The organism is Brucella sp. NBRC 12950 (genome assembly GCF_030268145.1).
GTDB lineage: Bacteria > Pseudomonadota > Alphaproteobacteria > Rhizobiales > Rhizobiaceae > Brucella.
The window spans coordinates 25,735-49,436 of sequence record NZ_BSQC01000009.1 but is presented as its reverse complement, the minus strand read 5'-3'; the positions used below and the strand labels follow the sequence as shown (position 1 = coordinate 49,436).

Here is a 23,702-nt window from a genome sequence, read left to right as displayed (position 1 = left end):
GGGTTTCGGCTTCAGCCAGAAGGTTAACCGTGCGAAATGGTAACGGTTTTGACGTGCGTAAAGCCATAAAGGGCTTCAAAGCCTTTTTCGCGCCCATGCCCGGATTTACCGACACCGCCAAAAGGCAGCTCAATACCGCCTCCGGCTCCATAATTGTTAATGAAGACCTGACCAGAATGAAGCTTGCGCGCCATGCGCAACTGGCGGCCGCCATCACGAGTCCAAACGCCCGCGACAAGACCGTATTCGGTGCCATTGGCGATCCTTAAAGCGTCCTCCTCACTATCGAAGGGAATGAGGACCTGCACCGGACCAAAAATTTCCTGCTGTGCGAGGGCATGATCCGGCTCTACTTCCGAAAACAAAGTTGGCAGAATGTAGTTTCCTTCGGCCGGTGCGTCGGCATGTAGTTTGCCCTGCGCTGCGACGTTGAGCTCGGCTTTTCCGCGTTCGATAAAATCAGATACGATTTGTTTCTGCTTTTTGGAAACGACAGGCCCTAGATTGTGCGATTCAACGGCCGGCCCCACCACGAGACCTTCGTAAATCTCGATCATGCGTCGCTTCACATCTTCGTAAATGCCACGCTGTACCAGAACACGAGACGCTGCTGAACAGGTCTGACCGGCATTTTGCATGCATGCGCCCACGAGGACTGGCATGGCCTTTTCGAGGTCGACATCATCAAAAACGATGTGTGGCGATTTTCCGCCAAGTTCCAATGTCACTGGGACGACGTTCTTCGACGCCGCAGTCTGAATGGCAACGCCGGTTCCGACGGAGCCAGTAAAGGAGATGTGCTGGATTCCCGAATGGCTCGAAAGAGTTGCCCCTACATCTGCGCCATAGCCCGTTACAACATTGAGAACGCCCGCTGGCAAACCAGCTTCGTGCGCGATTGCGGCAAATGCCAATGATGACAAAGAGGCGTCTTCTGCCGGTTTAAGAACGCAAGTGTTGCCAGCGGCAAGGGCTGCTCCGACGCCACGCCCCAAAATCTGCATTGGGTAGTTCCACGGAATGATGATCCCACAAACCCCATGTGGCTCCCGCAAGGTATAGACGGTGAACCCATCCTGGTAAGGGATGGTCGTTCCCATCAGCTTGTCCGCCGCGCCTGCATAGAATTCGAGATAGCGTGCGAGTGCAATGGAGTCGTTTCGAGATTGATTGAGCGGCTTGCCAACATCCAGTGTCTCAATCATGGCGAGTTCTTCGGCTCGCTTGAGAACTAATTCTGACATTTTCATGAGAATGCGTCCGCGCTGCGTCGCAGTCATTCTACCCCATTCACCGTTTAATGCCGCATTTGCAGCAGAAACGGCCGCATCCACTTCCGCAGGAGTGCCGCGGGCAATTTTCCCAATGATTTCGCCCGTCGATGGGTTTTCAACCGCAATGGTCTCTCCTCCGGCCGGGCTCACCCACTCTCCGTTGATAAAGACCTTGGTGGAATCGATCCACATCAGTTGATCCAGTGCCATATTTTCCTCCAGATAAAATTCCGACGCCAGATAACGTCGGACATGAATGCGCTATTCTTCAGTAAAGAATGGTTCCACCCTCAGACGCGAATTGTAGATATGAGCTCTCATCGCGTTGCGTGCCGCAAAAGCATCTTTCATGCGAAGCGCCTCAAGGATGGCTTTATGTTCGGTTACAGCATCGGTGGTAATTTTTGTGTGATACCGAATCCGAAATAGATTGGCGTGAATATAAAGACGCGCCATTGCTTCGGCGACAACCTGGTTCCCCGCGATTTTAAGGATACACGCGTGAAACGCATTGTCACGCTCGGCAAACCGCCCGAAGTTTTCATGATTATTCGTATCAGCAAGCTCCGCCATTTCGTCGCAGAGTTTTTCAACTAAAGTAATGTCGTCCGGTGTTGCTCTTATCGCGGCTAAAGCGGCCATTTCGGGTTCAAGGAGATCGCGTGTCTGATAGACATCGCGAAAATGCTTACCCTCCGGTAGCGCGGCAGCACTAAAACCAGAATTGAATTTTTGTGCAACCAAGCCATCTGACTCAAGTCTAATCAACGCGGCCCGGATCGGGGTTTGTGAAACCCCAAACTGCCGCGCTAAAGCATCGACAGAAAGTCGCTCTCCCGGTGGTATACGCAAAGCAATCAGGTCGGCAAACAACGCATTGTAAACGGTGTCGCCGATCGGATGTCTTATAGCGTCTCGATCCCCTGACATAGTGGCAGGGTCAATCGTGCTGAGTGCCTCTTCCTTCGCCATTATGTGTCCTCCCTGACATGGCTTTCATACCTCGGCGCGATCGTGAGGTCAGATTTTGAGTTACCGTATCGTATCGGATTATTGGTGTAAACAGTGTTTCTTGGATTAATCAAAACCGGGAAAAGCAAACGATAGAGGGATTTTGCAAAATGTGGAAACTTCATTTTCCGTTTTTTGCACGTAGAATGAGTATTCCCCGCCTTTATATAAAATAACGGTATAACAATGACTTAGGATGATATCTATAGTTCGGCAAGGTAAATTTATGGAAACGTGGTGATTGGGAAATTTGCAAGATCGCGATAAAAACTGGCTTGACCTGCGCTTCAATACCTCTATCGTATCCGATATGATTTATCGCCTCAGCAAGTGTTGAGCACCCGAGGAGGGGTGTGAGTGATAAAAGAAAGGAGGACTCATGTCAGGTTATCCGTGGGAAAATGCGCTCAGGTGCCTTTGCGTCTGATATTTCCTAGGCGTCGTTAAGCAATGTAAAAATACCTATTTTTACAACTGATGGGACCAGTGACTAAGGTAGTTAGCTGCAAGGCGAATGCTTCTCAGTTCTGGGTCGGTGGCTTTTGTCTGTCGAGTGGTTGCTACTCGAATTGAGCAGGCAATCTCCAAAATCTCCCTCTATCTACGAAATTCTCTCCGTTATCGGATAACAGAGTTCTAGGACAACACATGCAAACTGTTGCCAAGGTTGAGCAAACTGCACTTGCGGCTCTTCAAAAAGCTGGGATACCGCGCAATCATTCAGAAATTCAGACGTCTTTGCTTCTGGATGCCGAAATGAGAGGAGTGCCGTCCCACGGCCTTCTGCGGCTACCGCGCGTTGTTGAGCGCGTGTTGAATGGTGTGACCGATCCTCTCGCTAAAGGTATTCATAACTGGCGCGGTGAAGCGTTTCTTGAAGTGGACGGCCAGCACGGTCTAGGTCCTGTTGTAGCTATGTCTGCACTCGACGCAGCGAGCCAGCGTCTCAAGTCAGCAGGTTCGTGTGTGGTTGCTATCAGCAACTGTGATCACTTGGGAATGCTTGCATGGTACGCCGAAAAATTAGCCCGTCAGGGTAAGATCTTGCTCGGAATGACAATCAGCGAAGCGTTGGTGCATCCATGGGGAGGACGGCGTGCCATGATTGGTACCAATCCATTGACAATCGGGGTGCCCGCCGAGCCTGAACCATTTGTTTTCGATATGGCTACCAGTCTGGTGTCAATGGGCAAGATCCATGATCACGCCAATCGTGCTGCACCGATCCCAGCTGGCTGGGCGTTGGATGCGGAAGGGTCGCCTACTACCGATGCTGAAAAGGCAAAGACGGGTTCCATAGCCCCTTTTGGTGGTGCCAAAGGATATGGTCTGGGATTGGCGTTTGAGGTGCTGGTAGCGGCTCTGACGGGTTCCGCGCTTGGAACTGCGGTCCGTGGGACCCTCGATTCTACCCACCCTTGCAATAAAGGCGATCTGTTTATCGTCATGGAGCCCGCGTCGGGCATGACAAGTGTCATTTCAGACTATCTGAATGAAGTGCGCGATACTCCCCCATCTGACCCGCAAAACCCGGTTCGTGTCCCTGGCGACCGCTCCGCAAAATCCCGGATTCGCGCTGAGAAGCAAGGGCTGACGATCGCACCAGAAGTGTGGGAGCGCATCCAGCACCTTGCTCAGACTGATCTGATGCCAGCCAACTAAGGAGACAAATTTCATGCAGTTTGAGTATGGCGTCACACGCGCGCCGCAGCGTTTAGTTTTTGGTGCAGGTCAGCGCCGTGCACTGGGACGGTTGGCCGCGGATATTGGTCAGCGCGCGCTCCTGTGTACGGATGCCCGGATTGGTACACTTCCACTTCTGCAGGAAGTAGTTGCGGATCTGGAAGCCCACGGTATCGAAGTTAAGGTCTTTGCGGAGACTGAACCAGAACTGCCTTTGGATGGCATCACAAATTGTGCGCAACGCTATCGGGATTTCAATCCAGACATGGTGATTGGCTTGGGTGGCGGAAGCTGCCTTGATCTCGCAAAGTTAGTCAGCCTGATCCTCACGCATCCGGGGTCACTATCGGATTATTATGGTGAATTCAAAGTGCCAGGTCCTGTTTGTCCTGTGATTGCAGTTCCAACGACCGCGGGTACAGGATCAGAAGGCACACCTGTTGCCGTGCTTGCAGATCCGCACCGAGTGATGAAAGTTGGCATTTCCAGCCCATATCTTATTCCACATACGTCAATTTGTGATCCTGAACTGACTCTGACATGCCCGAAAGGCTTGACCGCTATTTCGGGTGCGGACGCTTTGGCGCATGCTATCGAAGCCTTCGCAGCAGTTCGGCGTGAACCAACCAGTGACTTGGCATCCAGTCGCGTTTTTGTTGGGAAAAATTCACTATCCGATTTTTACGCCCTTGAAGCGATCAAGCTCATTTTTGCGCATCTGCAAACTGCCGTTGATAACGGCGATGACATTGAAGCACGTTCTGCGGTGATGCTGGGCTCGACTTTTGCGGGACTGGCATTTGGCAGCGCCGGAACGGCCGCAGCCCATGCAATCCAATATCCGATTGGAGCTGAAACGCATACTGCACATGGTCTTGGCGTTGGCATTCTCCTTCCCTATACAATGCGTTTCAATACAACAGTGGCTGCGGCGGATTATGCGAAAATAGCGCGAGCCATCGGTGCGGCAACGGAAAGTCAAACTGATGAACATGCAGCAGGACTTTGCATCGATGCGCTATTCGCACTTTTTGCACGCGTAGGCATGCCTGCGACTATCAACGAAATCGGCGTCACAGATTCCAAACTCGACCAGATTGCTGAACTGTCGATGAACGCTGCTCGCTTGATTGAGAACAACCCCCGTCCTCTTAATTCGAATGCGATTAGATCCATTCTCGTTGACGCTATGGCGAGCTAGAGCAACTCTATCCTTGGGAATTTTTATATGAACATCCAACAAAAGTGGCCTACTGATCTGTTTATTGGTGGCGAATGGAAAGCTGGCAGCCGCGATAATCGGATCAATGTTTTTAATCCGTCCGACAACTCTGTTCTCGGTTCCGTTGCGGATGCTTCCCCTGAAGACGCTTTAAGTGCGGTAGATGCCGCAGCTGCTGCTGCGGGCGGATGGGCCGCAACGCCAGCGCGACAGCGTTCGGAAATTTTGCGCAATTGTTTTCAATTGATGATGCGCGACAGTGAAAAGCTTGCACGGCTTATTTCGCTTGAAAACGGTAAGGCACTAAAAGATGCGCGTGGCGAAGTCGCATATGCTGCCGAATTTTTCCGGTGGTTTGCAGAGGAAGCCGTACGTGGCCATGGGGATCTCGGTACTGCTCCTTCGGGCGATAACCGCATTCTCGTGAATTATCAGCCCATTGGCGTTTCATTGCTCATCACGCCTTGGAACTTTCCTGCTGCTATGGCGACGCGCAAAATTGCTCCAGCCCTCGCTGCGGGTTGCACATGCGTCCTCAAACCCGCGACCGAAACACCACTGACTGCCTATGCAGTCGCGGCCATCCTTGCTGAAGCAGGAGTTCCAGCTGGTGTTGTAAACGTCATAACATCTTCGACAACAAGCAAGGTTGTTAATGCGATGCTTGATGACCCACGCGTTAGGAAACTGTCGTTTACGGGATCAACCGAAGTCGGACGTGTTCTATTGCGTAAAGCCGCTGACCAGGTCATCCATTCCTCAATGGAATTGGGCGGAAATGCTCCGTTTGTCGTCTTTGAAGATGCTGATCTTGATGCGGCAATCGATGGCGCAATGATCGCTAAAATGCGCAATGGCGGTGAAGCGTGCACCGCAGCAAATCGTATCTATGTCCAGCGTGGGATTGCTGAGACTTTTACTGCCCGGTTAACCGAACGCATGGCCGCATTAAAGGTTGGTGCCGGTGTCGAGGAGACGACGGATTGCGGTCCATTGGTCAATGCTGCAGCCGTTCAGAAGGTTGCTGAACTGGTGGATGATGCTGTTGCCAAAGGTGCTCGCATTACGTGTGGTGGGAAGGTTCTGGAGCAAGCTGGGCACTTTTACCTGCCGACCGTTCTTGCAGATGTCCCTGATACTGCGGACTTGGCTTCCGAAGAAATCTTTGGACCTGTTGCGCCAATCTATATTTTCGACACTGAAGAAGAAGCAATCCGGCGCGCCAACAATACCGAGTACGGTCTGGTTGCCTATGTCTATACGCGTGATCTTGCGCGTGGTCTGCGGGTCTCGGAAAAGATCGAGGCTGGAATGCTTGCTCTCAATCGCGGTCTCGTCTCCGATCCGGCAGCTCCTTTTGGTGGCGTGAAGCAGAGCGGTCTCGGGCGCGAAGGTGCACATCACGGAATGTTGGAATTCATGGAAGCAAAGTATATCGCGACCAATTGGTAAGATTGTCGAAACAGGATTTAAATCATGACGAACTATAAAATTGCGACAATCGCCGGCGACGGTATCGGCCCGGAAATTACAGACGCGACTATCAAAGTACTCAAGGCCGCCATTGGTGAAAACACACTTGATTTTCAGATGTTCGATGGTGGTTCAAACCATTATCTGAAAACCGGCGAAGTTCTGCCGGATGATACCTATCAGGGTTGCCGTTCGGCAGATGCTATCTTGCATGGTGCAGCCGGATTGCCGGGTGTCGTCTATCCAGATGGCACCGAGGTCGGAAATGATCTGCATCTACGACTACGATTTAAGCTCGACCTCTATGCAAATGTTAGGCCGGTCAAGCTTCTACCCGGCGTCTTGTCACCACTTCGTGCCTTTGATGGTGGTGGAATTGACTATGTGATCATTCGTGAAAACACCGAAGGACTTTATGCCAGCCGTGGCGCAGGGGTCGTTTTGCGTGATGAGTTTGCATCTGACAGTCTGGTAATTACCCGAAAGGGGACAGAGCGCGTGGCGAAGTTTGCTTTCGAGCTAGCGCAGAAACGCAATGGTGCTCCGCGTGATGGAAAATCGCGCGTTACCATCTGTGATAAAGCCAATATTCTCAGAAGCTATGCATTTTTCCGGAAGGTTTGCGACGACGTCCACGCTGCCTATCAGGATGTTGAAATCGACTACGCTTATGCCGATGCGATTACGGTCCATATGGTCAAAAAGCCAGATTTTTACGACGTGATTGTTGCTGAAAATATGTTCGGTGACATCATTTCTGATCTGGGGGCTGCGACAGTCGGTGGAATGGGTATTTCACCTTCGGGCGAGATCGGCGACACATATGCCCTTTTTCAGGGGGCACACGGATCTGCGCCCGATATTGCTGGTCAAAATATTGCAAGTCCTGTCGCAACAGTTCTCTCGGCAGTGATGATGCTGCGCTGGCTTGGCGACAAGAAGAGCGACTCTCGACTTGTAGAAGCGGCGAACCGTATCGAAAGTGCTGTCGGCCGTGTCCTTGCTGCCGGACAGACTGTCCCAACCGATCTCGGTGGAACTGCAAAATGTACCGAAATGGCAGACGCAATCTGCCGCGCATTGGCCTAAGGAGAACAGAAATGACCAACAAAAAAGTCGGTATTATCGGCGTTGGCCTTATGGGGCATGGTATTGCTCTGAACGTGGTCACAAAAGGGTGGCCATTGGGCTTCCTTGATCATCCGGGAAACCAGCCAGTTGATGATCTGCTCTCAGGCGGCGCACAGAAATTTGCAAGTAAGCAGGACTTGGCGGAGCAGAGTGACATCCTCATTCTGTGTGTGAGTGGTACTCCCCAAGTAGAAGACGTTCTTCTCGGTGATACCGGAATTCTGAAGGCAATTAAGCCAGGTACGATCATCATCGATTGTTCCACAGCCATTCCGTCATCAACTACGCGCATTGCCAAACTGGCCGAAGCAGCAGGGGGTCGATTCATCGACTCACCTATGACAAGGACACCACTGGAAGCAGCACAGGGGAGGCTGAATCTTCTGGTTGGAGCCGATGACGAACTGTTTGCCTTGGTCCGTCCATTGCTGGAAACTTTTGCCGAGAACATTTTCCATGCAGGCAATGTTGGATCAGGACACAAGCTGAAGCTCCTTCACAACTATGTGTCGCTCGGTATGGTGACATTGCTGGGGGAAGCCGCAGCTTGTGCGAAGCTAGGCGGTATTTCGCCTGAAATCTTTACGGAAGTTTTGGCAAAAGGTGGCGGTTACGGAGCAGCCTTTGATCGCGTCAGCCCATTTGTACTCAATGGCGATAATTCGAAAATGAAGTTCTTTGTTTCAAATGCGCACAAGGATCTCAGTTACTACATGCAAATGGCAGAGGATGTTTCAGCACAACGCAGCACTGCAAACGGTGTGACAACTGCCCTTCAGACGTTGCTCGATGCTGGGTTCGGTAACGATTTTCTGTCAGAGACACCGAAGCTTTTCGAGCAGGCTTCTAATGCAACAGAAACTGTGAATTGATCAGTAATTCAAGCGGCTCACACCGCTGAACAATAATAAATGGTCGGGTCTGATCTATGTGCCTAGCAGATCCGACTGATACGGCGAAAATCTGGAAATCAGGATTCGGACAGGCGATAGAACGCCTTTGTCTGAAGCGGCTGCGCTTTGTCAAAAATAGCGTGGATGCGCGTGTTCCGGATCGAAATGTGAAATGACATCTAATCACTTTTGGGAGGAACTAGAGTGCAGGATAAAATATCCAGACCTGCTGTTACGGCAGATATAGAAAAAAGCGCCATTCGAAAAATTTGCTGGCGGCTTGTGCCGTTTTTAGCGCTGATGTCGCTGATTAACTTCCTTGATCGTACAGCAATTTCCTTTGCTGGCCCAAATGGCATGACCGATGACCTGGGGCTTACTGCGGCTCAGTTTGGTTTTGCAGCCGGTATTTTCTTCGTCGGTTACATCATCCTTGAAATTCCAAGCAATCTTGCATTACAGCGTGTTGGTGCGCGTCGTTGGCTCGCTCGCATCATGGTTACTTGGGGAATTGTTTCGCTTTTGTTTACCTGGGTCAGCTCTGTTGAAGGGCTGTATTGGTTGCGCTTTTTGCTTGGTGTAGCGGAAGCAGGCTTTTTCCCAGGTGCAATTCTCTACCTGAGCACTTGGGTGCCAGCAACACATCGTGCAAAAATCCTCGCACTGTTTTATGTTGCGCAGCCTTTCTCCACTGTCGTCGGTGCGCCTTTTGCGTCCTGGCTCATTGATGCGCATGGCCTGTTCGGTCTAGAGGGCTGGCGCGTTATGTTTATGGGTGTTTCTATTCCTGCTATCATTGTTGGTGTCGTGACCTGGTTTTATCTGCCGGACGGCCCAAATGACGCGAAGTGGCTGACCAGTGACGAAAAGAAATGGCTTTTGAATGCTGTTTCGCGTGAAGAAAAAGCCAAATCGCATAGCCACAGTGCAAGCGCAGTTTTTGATGCGCTTCGCAATGGCAGAGTTTGGCTGCTATCGGCCGTCTATTTCGGACTTGTTTACGGTCTGTATTCTCTCGGCTTCTTCCTGCCAACGATTATTGCTGGATTTGAAGCCAAGTTTGCCACGAAATTCGACGTGATGCAGAAAGGCCTGATCATCGCGATACCTTATCTTGGCGCGTCAATTGGCCTTTATCTCTGGAGCATGGATGCAACGCGTCGCGGTGTTCGAACTTGGCATATCGGTATTCCAGCGCTCGTGGGTGCATTGAGCATTCCTGTTGCACTGCTAATGTCATCGCCTGAAGCAACTATTGCCGTTGTAACCGTTACAGCAATCTCGATTTTCGCCGCGCTTCCAACTTTCTGGTCTCTTCCAACCCGCTTTCTATCAGGTGCGGGCGCCGCGGCGGGCATTGCTCTCATAAATTCTATCGGCAATGTCGCAGGTTTTTCTGCGCCCTATATCACCGGATGGGTCAAGGACATGACTGGAAATTATGAAATGCCTATGTTCATCGTTGGTGCCGTCATGTTGATGTCAGCGATTATTGTGATGGCAATCACTTCAAAAGTGCAGCCTGTTTCATCGCCTGCGACCTCCAAAGCACTATAATCTTAAGCTGCTCAACCCGACGCAATAGCGTCGGGTTGTTCTTGATTGGCAATCTGTAAACGATGGTGGTGCGATATCCGTTCACCATTGCCGGCGATGTGCTGCATTCCCTAAGTCGCATTGCGCTCAGGCGCCGGACCTGGCGCTCGGCCCGAAAGGCTTGCGCAGTCTGCGACAGGTGGAGCCTGGAGCCTCATTTGATTATGGGGAAAAGGCCAGCGCATCTTCCGACGGGTCATGGTCACCGATAAGCTTCGATCCTACGCTCAAGGGAAGACAGAACCGATGCTGGGCATCGAGCATCGATCTCACAAAAGCATCAACAATCGAGGAAAACGCACATATTCCGGGGCGACGACGGGAGCGGTGTATGATACGGTGCAAAACGGCCCGGCAATGCCAGCGTTCGTCTCAGTTCACGGCCAGATCGCCAGACTCTTTCTTCTTCACCATAAACATCTCTCCGCCCCTGATCATCGAAAGCTCTGCGCCCACGCTATCGCAACATGGCATGACATTACCATGTCGCCCAGTGAATGAGAGACGGCCTGTGGAGAGAAGTGAGTTCGGCCCCAGATTAAGGCGACGTCTCCTTCCAAGGAGTTCCGGCGCGTCGTGTGATAGAACTTGATCACCTCAGAAACTTACAACCCAGAGCAATTCGCTGGGTGTCAGAATGCAACAACTCCAGCCACTAGAGAAGTTTTTCGCGCTCTCCCGCGAACACCCCCAATATTATACTTCAATCACTAAATGGCTTCCAGTTCAGCGCATAGCGCGCAAATAGCAAATGGCCGCTGCGCGTTAGAGCGCCTTTGTCCACCAAATCCTGCAGATCACGGGTAGCCGTGGCGCGCGAGGTCTTTGTAATGGCGAGATAATTGTATGCACTTTAGCCTCCAACAAAGCCTTCGGACCCGGCTTCAAACAACCGTGCGACAACCTTTTCCTGGCGTGGGTTGAGGACACGACGGAGCCGGTCATAAAAATGCGCTTTGGCGATATAGAAGCTCACCCGTTGCAGGGTGAGCTGCTGGGCTGCCAGCACTGTTTGCCCAAACCAGACCAGCCATCCTGCCACATCAAGCGTACGCTGATGCTGTTCCAGTTGTGTGTAATAGGCTTTGCGGTTCTGTTCGATGGCAAAACTGAGCAGGATCAGACTCGGCTGACCCAGTGACTGCGCGAGCGCTTTTTCGGCCAGTGCGCGGCCAAGGCGCCCATTCCCGTCGTCAAAGGGGTGAATACTTTCAAACCAGACATGGCTAAGCGCTGCCCGGGTCAGCGCGGGAAGGGGAGACGTGCCGTTGGGTGCCGTCTCATTGAACCATGCAATCAAACTGTTCATTTCGCCCGGTAGCTGTGTTGAAGGCGGCGCTTCGAAATGAATAGTGCGACGGTCCGGATGTTCGGAGACAATCTGCATGGCGTCATTGTGCGTCCGGTAGGCGCCAATAGTTTCAAGATGTCGGTTGCCTTGCATCAGCATCTGATGCCGGCGAAGCAGGGTTGGGTCGTCAAGTGGCGGCGCGTAACTGCCATAGACATCGATCGTCATCTCAGCGATCCCGTGTTCGCGCGGTTGCACCGAGCGCCGATCAGTTGCTAGGCCAAGCTGTCGCCGCAGTGAGGACTGCACACTGAGCCGGTCCAAAGTCTCGCCCTCGATGGCGCTTGTCTTGATCGCTTCGTCACTCAACAATTCTATGCGTAAAAGGTCGCGCTGTTCTGGATCAATGTGGCGCACAGCGCCGATGACTTCACCGGAAGAGAGTAGAAATCGCTGTTCCATTGCCACGAGCGCAACCAAGAATCTTGACTCCAAATCAGTATATTAATTTTATCTTTACTAAGCTGGTCCGAGACAAAAAATCTGAGGGTATGAACTTAAAATGTAAGCGGACCGGAGTGCAAAGCGAACACGGGATTTCACCTTTAAGAGCCTGATATCATTACCTTCATTATGATTGAGGATCTAAGTTCGTACGAGAATGCAATGGCGCTCGAACAGCACATCGAGGAATAGCGGGCCGGGGCCAGGAACACGCGGGATCGCGGCGAGCGCCGGCAGTTCGAAGCCGAGCTTGCGGCGACGATCGCGGAACGCGATGCCATCTGGTCGGTCGGAGAAAACTGCATGGGAGAGCTTGCCTCATAGGTAAGCTTCGTGCATTGGCCTCTCCGGTGGTAATGGGGCGGTGGCGGAGCCGTCTGGCCACCGGATGTGGGGCGTCCAGCCGGACGCCTATTGGTCTGTGGATAGAGATTTGGCGTAGCGGTCGAGCACAGCCGCGATGTCGTGCTGCATGATCGTCAAGGAACGTGTCGTATGCACCTCGAATGCGATGTTGCGGTCGAACACCGCAAAACAGACCTCACCGGGGTCATGTCGAGAGAGATACGCAATTCCATCCGGCTTGTCCGGATGCTCCCACAATGCGTCAGCCCATACACCGCACGGCTCGTAAGGACCAGTCGAAATCGCGTTGTCGGTGCCTAGTACGTGAGGACCGGCGCCGTGCATCGTAACCATACGGAGATCCGTCCGGCTCGCGAGCTCCGTCACCGATCTACTGGCGATCTCCCGTTCGGCAACCATCAGCCTCTGCGGATTGCTCAAAATGGTCTCGGCAAACGCGCCAGCGAAAGCATGCCCTATATAGAGCACACCGAAACGGCCACTGGTGCTGTCAAAAGGATAGACCGGATCGTTACCGGAGCCTGGACCGTAGAGGATCGGGTCAAGCTGTGTCCGATGAATGCGGTGCAGAATCTGCCCGGCCTGAATGGTCGTGATCGGCAGTTCTACAGTCTTCAGCCAATCAGGGGGCGGTAGCGCTGCTCCGGACGGTCCTCTTGCCGACGGTGCCATCAGGCAAAGCCCTCGCCGGCATTGGCGCGGACAAGCCGCTCGACCGCGCCGCGATCTCCCTGCCGCAAGGCGTCCACTGGCGACCGGCCGCCGAGCACACTATCCGGGGCCAAGAGGAAGTCGAGCGTTGCCCACGAGCCCTGGTCTTCGAGACCGCGAACCACCTCAGCAATTCCCGGCAAAACCTCACCGTCCCGGAATTGGCAGACCGGGTACTTCCAGTCGCTTCCGTCCCGTACGGCGAGGATCACTTTGCTGCGACGTCGCTTGTCGATCGCCTGGCGGGTGATGCCGGCAACCTTGCCGGCGTCCTCAGCGGAAAGGACACCTCCCGCACGCTGGAGCAGCCATGAGCGATGCTCGACGTTGCGTGCGAGTGCCGGTGCCATCGGGTCGAGATCGGCCACCGCCTCCCCGATAAATTCGGGATGACTCAGGATCTGCGCGAGGGTTCCGGCGCCCGTGGGCGCGCCAAGGGCTGCGGTCAGTGCCTTCGATGGGGTTGTCGCGGCGATCCGCTCGAGCGTCGACATGGCGCGGCGCAGAAATGCGGCCTGGACGGAATCCGGATTCGTCTGGAAACTAAGGACTAACTTAGTTGAATGAACGGAACGAGACATAATGGCCTCCATTGGTTGTCGTGGTATTTACATAGTAATTCGATCTACCGCGTCAACTTGCACGACCCGCACGCAGGTGCGACCTTTCATCGACATCGATCGTGTCGAGAATTGGCGCCCCCCTGTGCGATCCGCCTCCAATCACGCCCTGTGGGTCGCTCCACGCTGAACGCGAGCACCGACGGTGTTCTGTTCATCCGGCCACTTCACTGTGTTTGTGACCGAGGTCTCTGCAAGGGACTCTGTTGAAAAAATCCGGTTGGCAATGAAACTCCTCATTCTCTGCTGTTAAGCGGTCTGACCGTGTAGGTCCTGGGCGAGCACTTCCACGGCTTCTGTCAACGCGCTCGGCCCGATATCAAAGGCGCGTTCAACGATACGCGCTTTCCCACGGATATCTCGTGTCAGGTTGAAACTAGAATTCTGGCCCTTGCGCAACGCCCGTATGACCTCGAAGCCCTCAATCGTCGGATATGCCCTCTTCAACGTCTTGAACCCTCTGATCGGTCTGATCAGCTGCTTTGCCATGCCGTGGTCAGCCTCGACAACATTGTTCAGGTAACGCGTAGGCGGAAATAGCCATACTTATACTGGCTGCCTGTGCCCGAACGCCAGACAAAATAGTTCTGACTGCTAATGCAGAACAGAAGGCAATTACGTCGAAGGATCATGCTGCTCACATTGGGAGGCTGCTTTGTGCAATACGGATTTCTGTTTGCCACGCGCGGTCGCAATGCCGGTATCAGTCTTACGGTACCCGCAAAGGAAATCGAAGTATTGCGCCATGTTCAGCCCGATCTTTTGCGTTACGTCCAGAATAGAGACGGCAATAGCGGATGGCAGGGGGCTTCGCTAATCAGGCATTAGCAGCAATTGCTGCCGGCGCTTAGACAACCTTTCTGGAAGTCATGAACCGATATAGAATCGCGGATTTGGCCACGAACAAAAGAAAGTCGCCTTCCGCGTCACTGCCCAAGAAGTTACTGTGCTTGACTTATTTTATGGTGGCCAAAATTGGCAGGAAGCCTAATCTGAGCATCGAAATCGTGATCGTCATTCTTGACCAGAAACCTAGCAACAATCCGCTTTGAAGTTAAACTAGGCTCACTCGATGACCGACGCTGGAAGTTGAGGATACGTAATTTTCTTTGGCAGCATATTTGGGGAGATTCGCACTTTACAGACGGGCTTTTTGCTTCAGAAGGGTTCTGGAGCTACAAAGATCACAACTGGCCAGGAACTGACGGTTTTCGAACAGAGAACCTCACTGTTTGTTCAGGATAAGATCAGCGGCTTTTTCAACGATCATGAAAGCAGCGGCTTGCGTGTTACCGGCGACGATCGTTAGCATGACTGGAAATCAATGATTTCTTCTCATAGGACCGCAACACGGTTTCCAGGGTTTGGGCCTTCCTTGAGACGCGACAGTGCTGCGGGCAGGTCATCAAATTTCACGGCTTCGATAAGTTGAGGGTCAAACCGTCCCTCGCCAATCTGTCGAGCAATTACGGATCCAGCGGCCACGAGTTGCCCCCATTGATTGTCGCAGGCATGAGCGTGCATGGCGTTGAGACCGACTTCATGCAGGGAGATTGTGGTGGTAAAGGCGGGCAGGGGCGCAGTTTCCTGGCGGTCCTGGATGCAGACGAGATGCCCGTTGGCTGTCAGCAGTGGTGCAAGGCTGGCGGCATGGGCGCCGCTGACCATGTCGAAGACGGCATGCAGCATCTGGTGCTTTGTACGCCGCTTCCATTCTTGCTTCCAGCCGTCGTTGCGGTAATCGGTAACTGTGGCTGCGCCGAGCGAAAGCAGACGGTCGGCCTGCGATGCGGAGGCGATGGCGTGGACGATCCACCCCCTGCCACGAGCCAATTGCAATAGCGCGCCGCCAACTGCGCCAGACGCGCCTGTGACGAGCACATGAGCGCCGGGCTGGAGAGGAACTTTGTCAATTGCTTGCTGCGCAGTAAGCCCGGGGCATGGAATTGCAGCTGCTGCGGCAAAGGGCAGACTATCGGGCAACGGAATGGCCGCACGCGCTGGAATGACCGTATACTCGGCGAAGGAGCCTGGGCGCAGCAAGTCGTTATGATAGGCGACGCGCGCTCCGACACCGATATGGCTGACGCCCTCACCGGTCTCCTCCACCTCACCGGCCCCGTCGACGCCGGGAATATGTGGCCAGGACCAGGCATCATGTCCCCATTGAATGAACTTCCAATCAACCGGATTGAGGCCAATTGCCTGATTGCGGATCAGCACCTCGCCGCGCCCGGGGCGTGGCTTCGGCATATCGCGCAGTTGCAGGATATCGGGATTGCCGGTCGTGTCGTGAACCCAAGCTTTCATGGCATGCTCCTCAGCAAATGGAATAACCGCCGTCGATGGGAATCATCGCGCCGGTGATATATCCAGCGTCGGATGACAGCAGGAAACGCACGACGGTTGCGATTTCTGCGGGTTGCGCCCAGCGCCCCATGGGGATGCGCGAGCCGATGCGTTCGGCCCGCTCCGCGTCGGTTCGCGCCTTTTCGGAAATGCGCGTTTCTACCCAGCCTGGTGCAACTGAATTGACTCGAACCCCGCGTGGGGCCCAGGCAACGGCTTGCGATCGGGTCATCGCGGCGACAGCGCCCTTACTCGCAGTATAGGCTGGCGCACCGGGTGAGCCGAAGATTGCCCACATCGAGGCAACGTTTACGACAGCGCCGACCGCGGCCTCGAGCCGTTCCAACAAACCGGTCGCGAATGCGAAGCTGGCGGTAACGTTGACGCGCATCACCTGCTCGAACGCATCCGTTTCCCATTCCTGCTGATGGCGCAACATGCCGGCGCAATTGACGAGGCAGGCAACTGGGCGTCCCTCCGGCAGAGTGGCGATGCTGGCAGCGGTATCGGTTAGATCGACCTGATGAAAGATGATGTCGGCGCGTAGATCCGCATCCTGGTCGAGACCGAGCGCGATAACCTGGTAGCCCGTATCGGCCAGCAATTCCGCGACCGCCCGGCCGATTCCGGTGCCGCCGCCTGTCACCACGGCAAGCGCCTTCGCGGGGTCTTCAATAGGCATTTTTTCCTCCTGTATTTTCTGCTTCGGTGCGTTACGCGGCTTTTATCTCGATTGCGCGCATTGCCTCGACGAGGTCTTCGACCGTTAGTGGCCGCGGAAAATTCAGCATATGCGGCACTGCAATCGAAGCATTCGCGACGGCTCTTAAATGTCCATCCTCGATGGGGCGTCCCGCCAATGCGGCAAGGCACAGAGGCAGGCCTGTATGCCGATAGATTGCGGTGAGGGCAGTCGGCAGCGCTTCGCCGAGAAGCCAATGGTGAACGACGAGCCCATAGGCGACCTGAAATCCATGCGGCTTGCCTGCAACACCCGGAACATGCGTCAGTCCACGGGTCAGAGCATGCGGCACCGAAAGGCCACCGCTTTCGAAACCCAGGCCCGCCATCAGGACCATGGCCTCGGCCGCCGCATCGAACGCCATGTTCGGCTTGCCGGTACCGGCGGCGTCAAACGCCGTAATCGCTTGTTCAACGAGCGTGTCGTAACATAACGATGCGATTGCGCCGGACAGGTGTGTCGGACGCGCGCCAAACATGTTGACGCCGCGCCCTTCGGCGCAGGCGAGAGCTTCTGCTTTTTTCGACAGTGCATCACCCAGTCCGGCAGCAAACATGGCTTGCGGCGCTCCAGCAAGAATCTCGGTGTCGACAACGACGAAATCAGGGTTCCGCGAAAGATGCCTGACTTCGAGCAAAATGTCGTTCTCGTCATAGAGCACGTAATTCTTGCTGGTCGGCGCATCGTTTGAGGCAACCGTCGGGACGGTGATCAATTTGAGCCCGCGCTTGTCGGCCAGTGCTTTGCCTGCGTCGATGGAGCGGCCGCCTCCGGCGGCAATGACGATCTCGGGAGTCGATTGCCCAAGGGCATCGGAGAGGCGATCGGCAGTTTCCAGCCCAAGCTGACCCTGGAAGGGCAGAACTGTAAGGTCCATGCCGAGGTTATCGAAGGTTCGACGGAGGATCGGCTCGACAAGGGGGAGTATATGGATGTCCGCCACAAGTACGACGCTTTCGCCGATCTGCGCGGCAAAACCACCGATGCGGCCAAGTATTCCACGGCCCTGAATATAACGTGACGGCGCACCGAAGACTTTGAGCTGCGCATCGAAAATAGTAAGGGGATCGGACATTTTTGCTCTCAAAAAGTTTAGATATATGATATATGATAATTACTGAGACGCAAGTGCCTTGTGATCGTTTTTGAGGAAGAACCGTATGATTTCCGGAAAAACCCGCTTTGTTCCCCTGCTGGCCCATCCCGCGCGCCATGTGCGAACGCCCGCCCTCTTTAATGTCGAATGTGCCCGTCAAGGGATCGACATGGTCATGGTTCCGCTCGATGTACGTCCGGACATGCTGACGCAAACGGTCGCGAGCATGAAAGCGATCGACAATCTCGCCGGCATGGTCATCACCATTCCTCACAAAACTGCGGTCGCGGTGCTCTGCGACCGAACAGTTGGAGCAGCAAGCCTTGTCGGGGCCTGCAACATCATTCGCCGTGAGGCCGATGGCAGCCTGACTGGCGGAATGTTCGATGGCGAGGGTTTCGTCGCCGGCCTGCGGTCGCAAGGACATGAGCCTTCAGGCCTTCGTACGCTTCTGGTCGGCGCAGGCGGCGCGGCAAGCGGGGTGGCACATGCATTGTTGCGGGCCGGCGTGACCGATCTGACTATTGCCAATCGCTCCATGGAAAAGGCAGCTTATTTGGCGCAACAGCTCGTCGCAGCATTTCCACATGCAAGCATTGCGGCCGGGGCAGCGGACCCCGCCGGTTACGCGCTTGTCATCAATGGAACAGCTCTTGGGATGCATGACGGCGATGCTTTGCCTGTCTTGCTCGAGCGGCTCGAAGAGGGGGCAATCGTTGCGGAAGTGGTGATGCAGCCGGACATGACGCCGTTGTTGGTTGCGGCCACGGCGCAGGGTTGCCATGTTCATCGGGGCATCCATATGATCGAACAGCAGGTGCGTCTGCTTGTCGATTTCCTCAAATGACAAAAAAGGCCGCATCGCAACGCGATGCGGCCACGTCCTGTTTCGCAAAACGTCAGACGCGTCGTCTCGCATTTGCACTAATACCCTGCATCAGCACCGCCAGGATAATGATTACGCCCTTGATGATCTGTTGTGGATAGGCGGGAACGCTCATCAGGTTCATGATATTGCCGATCAGTCCGAGGATAAGGACCCCAATCATTGTATTAACGATCGTTCCCTTGCCGCCCGAAAGAAGCGCCCCACCGATGACGCAGGCGGCGATGGCGTCAAGTTCCAGGCCGATACCGGTGACCGGCGTTCCCACCGCCGTGCGCGCCGTCACGAAGATGCCGGCAAGTGCGGAAAGTGCACCACACAGCGTGAAGGCAAGGAACTTGTAACGCCAGACAGGAAGGCCGGCGAGACGCACTGCGTTCTCATTGCTGCCCGTCGCGATCGTGAGACGCCCCCAATTGGTGCGCCGCAAGAGGAAGATGAAGAGCGCGATGACCAACAGCACGGCCAGAACCGGCCAGGGTAGGCCGATGCCCGGCATGCCCTTGCTGCCGAATTCAGTTAGAATTTGTGCGGTCGGCAGCTCCCGTGGGAATCGGACCGGCTGGCCGTTTGACAGCATATAGGCGAGGCCGCGGGCCATGGTCATCATCGCAAGTGTCGCCACAAATGAGGCCATGCCAAAACCGGCCACGAGTACACCGTTGATCGCGCCGAGCAAACCGCCGAACAGGGTAGCGCCGATCACACAGAGAACAAGTGCAATGCCGCCATCGAAGGGCAACGCCGGCATGAACATGGCGACCCCCATGCCGCCGATTGCAGCGACCGAACCGACCGAGAGATCGATGCCACCGGTCAGGATCACCAGCAGCATTCCGATCGCGACAAGGGAAAGTGGAGCAAGTTGCCGCAACAAGTTGAAGATATTTTGCAAAGTCAGGAAGTGTTCCGAAAGCACACTGGAAACGACGATAAGCGCCACCAGCATGATGTAGATGTTGTAATTTATCAGAATGGAAACGAGGCTCGCGGCCTTTGGGTTAGTGGACATTCTCGCGCCCCATAGCAAGTTCGATGATGGCTTCCTCGGTGATGTTGGCGCCGGATAATTCGCCAGCAATCCTTCCGGCGCGCATGACCAGCACGCGGTCGCACATGCCGATCAACTCAAGCATTTCCGAGGAGACCATGATGATGGCGGCGCCGTTGGCCGCCAGTTCGTTGATGACACGGTAAATCTCGACCTTCGCTCCGACATCGACGCCACGGGTCGGCTCGTCGAGTAGCAGCACCTCGCAGCCGGAAACGAGCCATTTCATCAGCGCAACCTTCTGTTGATTGCCGCCGGACAGGGTGCCTGCCTCAGCGTCGATGCTAGCAGCCTTGAGGTTAAGCTGTTTGCGTAAGCTTTCCGTCGCCGTGCGTTCGTGTCTGTCACGCAGCAAGCCGAAAGGCCCGAGATGGGGGTTGACCGGTGTCATCATCGCATTGGTGAGGATCGGCAAGTCGAGAAGGCAACCCTGATGTTTGCGGTCTTCCGGAAGCAGCCCAATTCCTGCTTGCACGGCTTCACCGGGTTTACGGATGCGAAGCGGCTTGCCGTTTAGGCGGATCGTGCCGGAAGCGAGCGGGTCTGCCCCGAAAATTGCCCGCAAGACTTCGCTGCGACCTGCGCCGACGAGGCCGCCAATGCCCAATACTTCGCCGCGCCGGACCTGGAAGCTGATGTTGGAAACCAGCGGACCTGTTTCCAGCGCCTCGACGTCGAGGGTGACGGCGCCCAGCGTCGCCTGCCTTGCGGGAAAAAAATCCTTGAGTTCGCGGCCAATCATTAGATTGACGAGGCTTTTGTGGTCGAGGGCGGTGATCTCCCAGGTGCCAACGCTCGCGCCATCTTTCAGCACCGTAACGCGGTCGCAAAGGCTGAAAATCTCGTCGAGACGATGAGAGATATAGATGACACAGACGCCGCTTTCGCGCAGACGCCGCACCAGCTTGAAGAGTTTTTCCGTTTCATGGTTGGTGAGAACGGCGGTGGGTTCGTCGAGTACGAGGATCGAGCATTCTCGCGAAAGCGCTTTGCAGATCTCGACCACCTGCTGGTGGGCGACGGTGAGATTGCCAACGATCTCATCGGAATTGATGTCGTCAAAGCCCATGCCAGCAAGGAGTTCACCTGCGCGGCGACGCATGGCGTTGCGATCGACGAACAGGCCATGTCCCAGCCTTTCGATGAAAATGTTTTCAGCCACGCTCAGATGGAGCGCGAGCGAAAATTCCTGATAAATAATGGAAATGCCCTTGCGGATCGCGTCCTGAGGACTGGCAATGCTTACAGGAGCGCCGTCGATGCAAATTTCGCCGTCGTCATGAGTATAAGCGCCTGCGAGGATCTTCATCAGGGTCGATTTTCCCGCGCCGTTCTCGCCCATCAGTGCATGGATTTCCCCGGCACGAGCGGAAAATTGCGCGCTGTTCAAAGCGGCGATGCCGCCGAATTCCTTGGAAATTTCCCGCATGTTCAATCGGTCCATCTCATCCTCCTTTGCGATAGAGGCGGGCCTGAAGAAGGGCCCGCCGGGTCACATGGGCTCAGCCTTTCAGTTCGGTGATCGTCTTGAAGGGCGGAACGGTGTAGCGGAAGAAGGGATTGGCGGTGTCGGGATCAATGAATTCGTCGGCATTCTTCTGCGTCACTATCTGCGAGGGATAGTACGAGCCAAGCGGTAGGTTGTTAGCGTCGAAACCTTTGTCGAAGATCTGGTTTATAAGCGTCACGACGCCTTCACCGGTATGCGAACCTGAGCATAGGCCGGTGACCAGCATGTCGCCCGATTTCACTAGATCGAGTGCTGTGCGGAAACCGTCCGCCGCATTAGCGACGGCGATCTTGCCCTTGAGGCCCTGGTTTTCCAGCGCCCGCAACGCACCCATGCCCATGAAATCATTTTCTGCGAGGATCAAGTCGAGCTTGGACGAATGCGCTGTCAGTATGTCTTCGGCCGCATTAAGACCGCCTTCCTCGGTCCAGAGACCGACACCCATTGCAGTGACGTTGAACTTCACCTCCGGATAATCGAAGGAGCCGCCGGTCTTGAGTTCCTGAAACTTCTTGAAGCCCGCGAGCATCGCGTCTTCCTTGGTAAGTTTCAGGCCAAGCTGTTGTGACCGCTCATAGATGATGCCGGTGATCATGCCGTTGACGCGGCTTTCCGATGTGGAATTGCCGACGGTGCCGAGGATCGCCGCCGCGGTGATCGGGGTATCCGCTCCATAATGCTGCGCGACGAAACGGCCAGCCTCGAAACCATTACCATACGGGTTGAAGAGCACTGTAGTAACAATCGGGCTATCATCCGGCACGGTGCCGAGCGCAATCACCGGGATGCCAGCATCGACGGCACGCTGGGCATCGGCTGCCGCAGCGGCGAGATCGGTCGGATCCATGACGATGACATCGACCTTCTTGGCGATGAAGGCATCGATCTGGGCCGAGGTCTTGGCCGGATCGCCATCGGCGACCTGAACATCGAGTACGTAGCCAAATTCGTTCGCCTTGGCTTTTGCTGAATCGACGACGCTGACGAACCACGGGTTGCCAAGCGTGATTTCTGTCCAGCCGATGACGAGTTTCTTGGAGGGGTCTCGCGTGGTGCTTGGCAGGGCCTTCTCGATCGCAGAGCGATCCGCCATGGCGGGATCGATGACACCCGACAGCGCCGAGTTCGGCAGTAAAGTGTAGATTTCATGCTTGTCGGCGGCAATGGCCGTCGTCGCGGCCAGCCCAAGGGCCGCCATGCATAGCATGCGGGATGCGGATTTCAGGAACCTCATGGTCTCTCTCCCTCTTTTGAAGTTCGATGTAAAGGATCGCGCGCCCTCCCGGCGCGCGACCACGGCAATCAGCAGATGATGTCGCGGACAACCGATTCGATGCCGGCTTGGTCGAGCCGGTAATGGGCGTAAAGATGAGACGGCGGGGCAATCAGCGCGTATTCGTCGCGGATGCCGTGGCGCACGAGCCGCGCTGGGCTTCCTGCTTCTGCAAGGACTTCGGCAACGGCTGCGCCCAGACCGCCGAGAATGTTGTGCTCCTCGATGGTCAGGATGACCTTCGAGCGTGCGGCAGCGGCGAGGATGGCGTCGTGGTCGAGCGGTTTGATCGTCGCCATGTCAATGACGCCGACGCTGCGGCCTTCGGCCCTCAGTTTTTGTGCGACCTGCACCGAGGGATGGACTGGCAGGCCGCAGGCGATGATCGTCAGTTCTTCGCCCTGCGCATGCTCAATCGCCTTGCCGAACACGAATTCGGTTTTGGCGTCGTACAGATCGGGCTCGCGCCCACGCCCTGTGCGGAAATAGATCGGTCGGTCATGATCGATCGAGGCACGGATTGCCGCTTCGAGCTGCGGGCCGTCAGCGGTCGAAACAACAGTCAGATCGGCGATCGAGCGCATCGTGCCGATGTCTTCGGTCGCATGATGGGAGGTGCCGTAGAACCCCATTGAAATACCAGTGTGATGGCCGATCAGACGCACGGGCAGAGCGCAATAAGCGACATCCATGCGGATCTGTTCGCAGGTCAACAGACCGAGGAAAGAGGCGAAGGTCGCGACATAGGGCATGGTACCTGTGGTAGCGATGCCTGCCGCAGCCGACACCATGTTCTGTTCAGAAATACCGAAGCTGAAATAGCGATCTGGGAAACGCGCGGCAAAGCGGTTGAGGCCGTTGGAATATTGCAGGTCAGCTGAGCCGGCGACAACGTCATGGCCCTCTTCTACGAGCGAGATCAGCCCGTTGGACAGGTGGTCCAGGCCGGGATTCTTCATGTTCAGTTCGCGATAATGCCAGGAATTGGGTGAATTTGGCCGCAGATTGGCAATGTTCATC

General features: G+C 55.0%; 19 protein-coding genes and 3 pseudogenes. 9 read left to right on the top strand and 13 right to left on the bottom strand.

Going from position 1 to position 23,702, the window contains the following annotated elements; translation table 11 throughout:
- Positions 1 to 23: 23 nt before the first annotated feature.
- Both QSJ70_RS15875 and QSJ70_RS15870 read right to left on the bottom strand, forming a co-directional pair.
- The gene (locus tag QSJ70_RS15875) at positions 24 to 1,484 is read right to left on the bottom strand and encodes an aldehyde dehydrogenase family protein (RefSeq protein ID WP_285537748.1); all 1,461 of its coding nucleotides are present in this window, start codon (positions 1,482 to 1,484) and stop codon (positions 24 to 26) included.
- Positions 1,485 to 1,535: 51 nt separating this feature from the next.
- Positions 1,536 to 2,246 carry a GntR family transcriptional regulator gene (locus QSJ70_RS15870; protein WP_285537746.1) on the bottom strand — a complete coding sequence of 237 codons (711 nt, stop codon included), beginning with the start codon at positions 2,244 to 2,246 and terminating at the stop codon, positions 1,536 to 1,538.
- 687 nt (positions 2,247 to 2,933) lie between these two features.
- Between QSJ70_RS15870 and QSJ70_RS15865 the strand changes: the two genes are divergently transcribed.
- The 7 genes and pseudogenes from QSJ70_RS15865 to QSJ70_RS15835 form a co-directional block, all read left to right on the top strand.
- A complete protein-coding gene (locus QSJ70_RS15865) occupies positions 2,934 to 3,947 on the top strand; it encodes an Ldh family oxidoreductase (RefSeq protein WP_285537744.1) in 1,014 nt (337 codons plus the stop codon).
- A gap of 13 nt (positions 3,948 to 3,960) precedes the next feature.
- A complete protein-coding gene (locus QSJ70_RS15860; RefSeq protein ID WP_285537743.1) occupies positions 3,961 to 5,169 on the top strand; it encodes an iron-containing alcohol dehydrogenase in 1,209 nt (402 codons plus the stop codon).
- A gap of 27 nt (positions 5,170 to 5,196) precedes the next feature.
- Positions 5,197 to 6,642 carry an NAD-dependent succinate-semialdehyde dehydrogenase gene (locus QSJ70_RS15855; protein WP_285537741.1) on the top strand — a complete coding sequence of 482 codons (1,446 nt, stop codon included), beginning with the start codon at positions 5,197 to 5,199 and terminating at the stop codon, positions 6,640 to 6,642.
- Between the two features lie 24 nt (positions 6,643 to 6,666).
- Complete coding sequence (locus QSJ70_RS15850; RefSeq protein WP_285537739.1) at positions 6,667 to 7,752, top strand: isocitrate/isopropylmalate dehydrogenase family protein; 1,086 nt, start codon at positions 6,667 to 6,669, stop codon at positions 7,750 to 7,752.
- 11 nt (positions 7,753 to 7,763) lie between these two features.
- Positions 7,764 to 8,666, top strand: a complete 903-nt coding sequence (locus QSJ70_RS15845) for an NAD(P)-dependent oxidoreductase (protein WP_285537738.1) — start codon at positions 7,764 to 7,766, stop codon at positions 8,664 to 8,666.
- Between the two features lie 225 nt (positions 8,667 to 8,891).
- Positions 8,892 to 10,244, top strand: a complete 1,353-nt coding sequence (locus tag QSJ70_RS15840) for an MFS transporter (RefSeq protein WP_285537736.1) — start codon at positions 8,892 to 8,894, stop codon at positions 10,242 to 10,244.
- 225 nt (positions 10,245 to 10,469) lie between these two features.
- Positions 10,470 to 10,784: pseudogene (locus QSJ70_RS15835) on the top strand (transposase family protein); the annotation flags it as partial.
- A gap of 202 nt (positions 10,785 to 10,986) precedes the next feature.
- On the opposite strand, the pseudogene QSJ70_RS15830 reads toward QSJ70_RS15835, so the two are convergent.
- From QSJ70_RS15830 to QSJ70_RS15815, 4 genes and pseudogenes are all read right to left on the bottom strand, one after another.
- Positions 10,987 to 12,069 (bottom strand): annotated as a pseudogene (locus QSJ70_RS15830) (Fic family protein).
- A gap of 420 nt (positions 12,070 to 12,489) precedes the next feature.
- Positions 12,490 to 13,119 carry an RES family NAD+ phosphorylase gene (locus tag QSJ70_RS15825; RefSeq protein WP_285538032.1) on the bottom strand — a complete coding sequence of 210 codons (630 nt, stop codon included), beginning with the start codon at positions 13,117 to 13,119 and terminating at the stop codon, positions 12,490 to 12,492.
- Positions 13,116 to 13,736, bottom strand: a complete 621-nt coding sequence (locus tag QSJ70_RS15820) for a DNA-binding protein (RefSeq protein WP_285537734.1) — start codon at positions 13,734 to 13,736, stop codon at positions 13,116 to 13,118. Before QSJ70_RS15820 ends, QSJ70_RS15825 begins: the two co-directional genes overlap by 4 nt.
- 288 nt (positions 13,737 to 14,024) lie before the next feature.
- Positions 14,025 to 14,297 (bottom strand): annotated as a pseudogene (locus tag QSJ70_RS15815) (DDE-type integrase/transposase/recombinase); the annotation flags it as partial.
- A 135-nt stretch (positions 14,298 to 14,432) separates the two neighbouring features.
- Here QSJ70_RS15815 and QSJ70_RS15810 point away from each other — a divergent pair.
- Positions 14,433 to 14,603, top strand: a complete 171-nt coding sequence (locus QSJ70_RS15810) for a hypothetical protein (RefSeq protein ID WP_285537732.1) — start codon at positions 14,433 to 14,435, stop codon at positions 14,601 to 14,603.
- Positions 14,604 to 15,110: 507 nt separating this feature from the next.
- Here QSJ70_RS15810 and QSJ70_RS15805 read toward each other — a convergent pair.
- Genes QSJ70_RS15805 through QSJ70_RS15795 form a run of 3 tightly spaced genes read right to left on the bottom strand, consistent with a single transcriptional unit; the run spans position 15,111 to position 17,941 of the window.
- Positions 15,111 to 16,085 carry a zinc-binding dehydrogenase gene (locus tag QSJ70_RS15805; RefSeq protein ID WP_285537730.1) on the bottom strand — a complete coding sequence of 325 codons (975 nt, stop codon included), beginning with the start codon at positions 16,083 to 16,085 and terminating at the stop codon, positions 15,111 to 15,113.
- Positions 16,086 to 16,095: 10 nt separating this feature from the next.
- Entirely contained in the window at positions 16,096 to 16,806 is a 711-nt protein-coding gene (locus QSJ70_RS15800) for an SDR family NAD(P)-dependent oxidoreductase (protein ID WP_285537729.1), read from the bottom strand.
- A gap of 31 nt (positions 16,807 to 16,837) precedes the next feature.
- Positions 16,838 to 17,941 carry an iron-containing alcohol dehydrogenase gene (locus QSJ70_RS15795; RefSeq protein ID WP_285537728.1) on the bottom strand — a complete coding sequence of 368 codons (1,104 nt, stop codon included), beginning with the start codon at positions 17,939 to 17,941 and terminating at the stop codon, positions 16,838 to 16,840.
- An 85-nt stretch (positions 17,942 to 18,026) separates the two neighbouring features.
- Between QSJ70_RS15795 and QSJ70_RS15790 the strand changes: the two genes are divergently transcribed.
- Positions 18,027 to 18,809, top strand: a complete 783-nt coding sequence (locus QSJ70_RS15790) for a shikimate dehydrogenase family protein (protein WP_215779593.1) — start codon at positions 18,027 to 18,029, stop codon at positions 18,807 to 18,809.
- Positions 18,810 to 18,861: 52 nt separating this feature from the next.
- Here the strand turns inward: QSJ70_RS15790 and QSJ70_RS15785 are convergent, their stop codons facing one another.
- The 4 genes from QSJ70_RS15785 to QSJ70_RS15770 all read right to left on the bottom strand — a co-directional run bounded on the left by QSJ70_RS15785 (position 18,862) and on the right by QSJ70_RS15770 (position 23,701).
- Positions 18,862 to 19,860, bottom strand: a complete 999-nt coding sequence (locus QSJ70_RS15785) for an ABC transporter permease (protein ID WP_215779591.1) — start codon at positions 19,858 to 19,860, stop codon at positions 18,862 to 18,864.
- On the bottom strand, positions 19,850 to 21,343 hold the full coding sequence (locus tag QSJ70_RS15780) for a sugar ABC transporter ATP-binding protein (protein WP_285537727.1): 1,494 nt from the start codon (positions 21,341 to 21,343) through the stop codon (positions 19,850 to 19,852). The genes QSJ70_RS15785 and QSJ70_RS15780 overlap by 11 nt, the downstream gene beginning before the upstream one ends.
- Before the next feature lie 58 nt (positions 21,344 to 21,401).
- The gene (locus QSJ70_RS15775; RefSeq protein WP_285537726.1) at positions 21,402 to 22,643 is read right to left on the bottom strand and encodes a sugar ABC transporter substrate-binding protein; all 1,242 of its coding nucleotides are present in this window, start codon (positions 22,641 to 22,643) and stop codon (positions 21,402 to 21,404) included.
- Positions 22,644 to 22,711: 68 nt separating this feature from the next.
- On the bottom strand, positions 22,712 to 23,701 hold the full coding sequence (locus tag QSJ70_RS15770; RefSeq protein ID WP_285537725.1) for a transketolase family protein: 990 nt from the start codon (positions 23,699 to 23,701) through the stop codon (positions 22,712 to 22,714).
- Between the last annotated feature and the right edge of the window lies 1 nt (position 23,702).

What these genes read in the sequence shown, in the direction of transcription:
- QSJ70_RS15770 (WP_285537725.1), bottom strand. Translation starts at nt 23,701, where the DNA reads ATGAACATTGCCAATCTGCGGCCAAATTCACCCAATTCCTGGCATTAT.
- QSJ70_RS15870 (WP_285537746.1), bottom strand. Translation starts at nt 2,246, where the DNA reads ATGGCGAAGGAAGAGGCACTCAGCACGATTGACCCTGCCACTATGTCA.
- QSJ70_RS15780 (WP_285537727.1), bottom strand. Translation starts at nt 21,343, where the DNA reads ATGGACCGATTGAACATGCGGGAAATTTCCAAGGAATTCGGCGGCATC.
- QSJ70_RS15875 (WP_285537748.1), bottom strand. Translation starts at nt 1,484, where the DNA reads ATGGCACTGGATCAACTGATGTGGATCGATTCCACCAAGGTCTTTATC.
- QSJ70_RS15850 (WP_285537739.1), top strand. Translation starts at nt 6,667, where the DNA reads ATGACGAACTATAAAATTGCGACAATCGCCGGCGACGGTATCGGCCCG.
- QSJ70_RS15800 (WP_285537729.1), bottom strand. Translation starts at nt 16,806, where the DNA reads ATGCCTATTGAAGACCCCGCGAAGGCGCTTGCCGTGGTGACAGGCGGC.
- QSJ70_RS15790 (WP_215779593.1), top strand. Translation starts at nt 18,027, where the DNA reads ATGATTTCCGGAAAAACCCGCTTTGTTCCCCTGCTGGCCCATCCCGCG.
- QSJ70_RS15860 (WP_285537743.1), top strand. Translation starts at nt 3,961, where the DNA reads ATGCAGTTTGAGTATGGCGTCACACGCGCGCCGCAGCGTTTAGTTTTT.
- QSJ70_RS15855 (WP_285537741.1), top strand. Translation starts at nt 5,197, where the DNA reads ATGAACATCCAACAAAAGTGGCCTACTGATCTGTTTATTGGTGGCGAA.
- QSJ70_RS15820 (WP_285537734.1), bottom strand. Translation starts at nt 13,736, where the DNA reads ATGTCTCGTTCCGTTCATTCAACTAAGTTAGTCCTTAGTTTCCAGACG.
- QSJ70_RS15865 (WP_285537744.1), top strand. Translation starts at nt 2,934, where the DNA reads ATGCAAACTGTTGCCAAGGTTGAGCAAACTGCACTTGCGGCTCTTCAA.
- QSJ70_RS15805 (WP_285537730.1), bottom strand. Translation starts at nt 16,085, where the DNA reads ATGAAAGCTTGGGTTCACGACACGACCGGCAATCCCGATATCCTGCAA.
- QSJ70_RS15795 (WP_285537728.1), bottom strand. Translation starts at nt 17,941, where the DNA reads ATGTCCGATCCCCTTACTATTTTCGATGCGCAGCTCAAAGTCTTCGGT.
- QSJ70_RS15845 (WP_285537738.1), top strand. Translation starts at nt 7,764, where the DNA reads ATGACCAACAAAAAAGTCGGTATTATCGGCGTTGGCCTTATGGGGCAT.
- QSJ70_RS15775 (WP_285537726.1), bottom strand. Translation starts at nt 22,643, where the DNA reads ATGAGGTTCCTGAAATCCGCATCCCGCATGCTATGCATGGCGGCCCTT.
- QSJ70_RS15785 (WP_215779591.1), bottom strand. Translation starts at nt 19,860, where the DNA reads ATGTCCACTAACCCAAAGGCCGCGAGCCTCGTTTCCATTCTGATAAAT.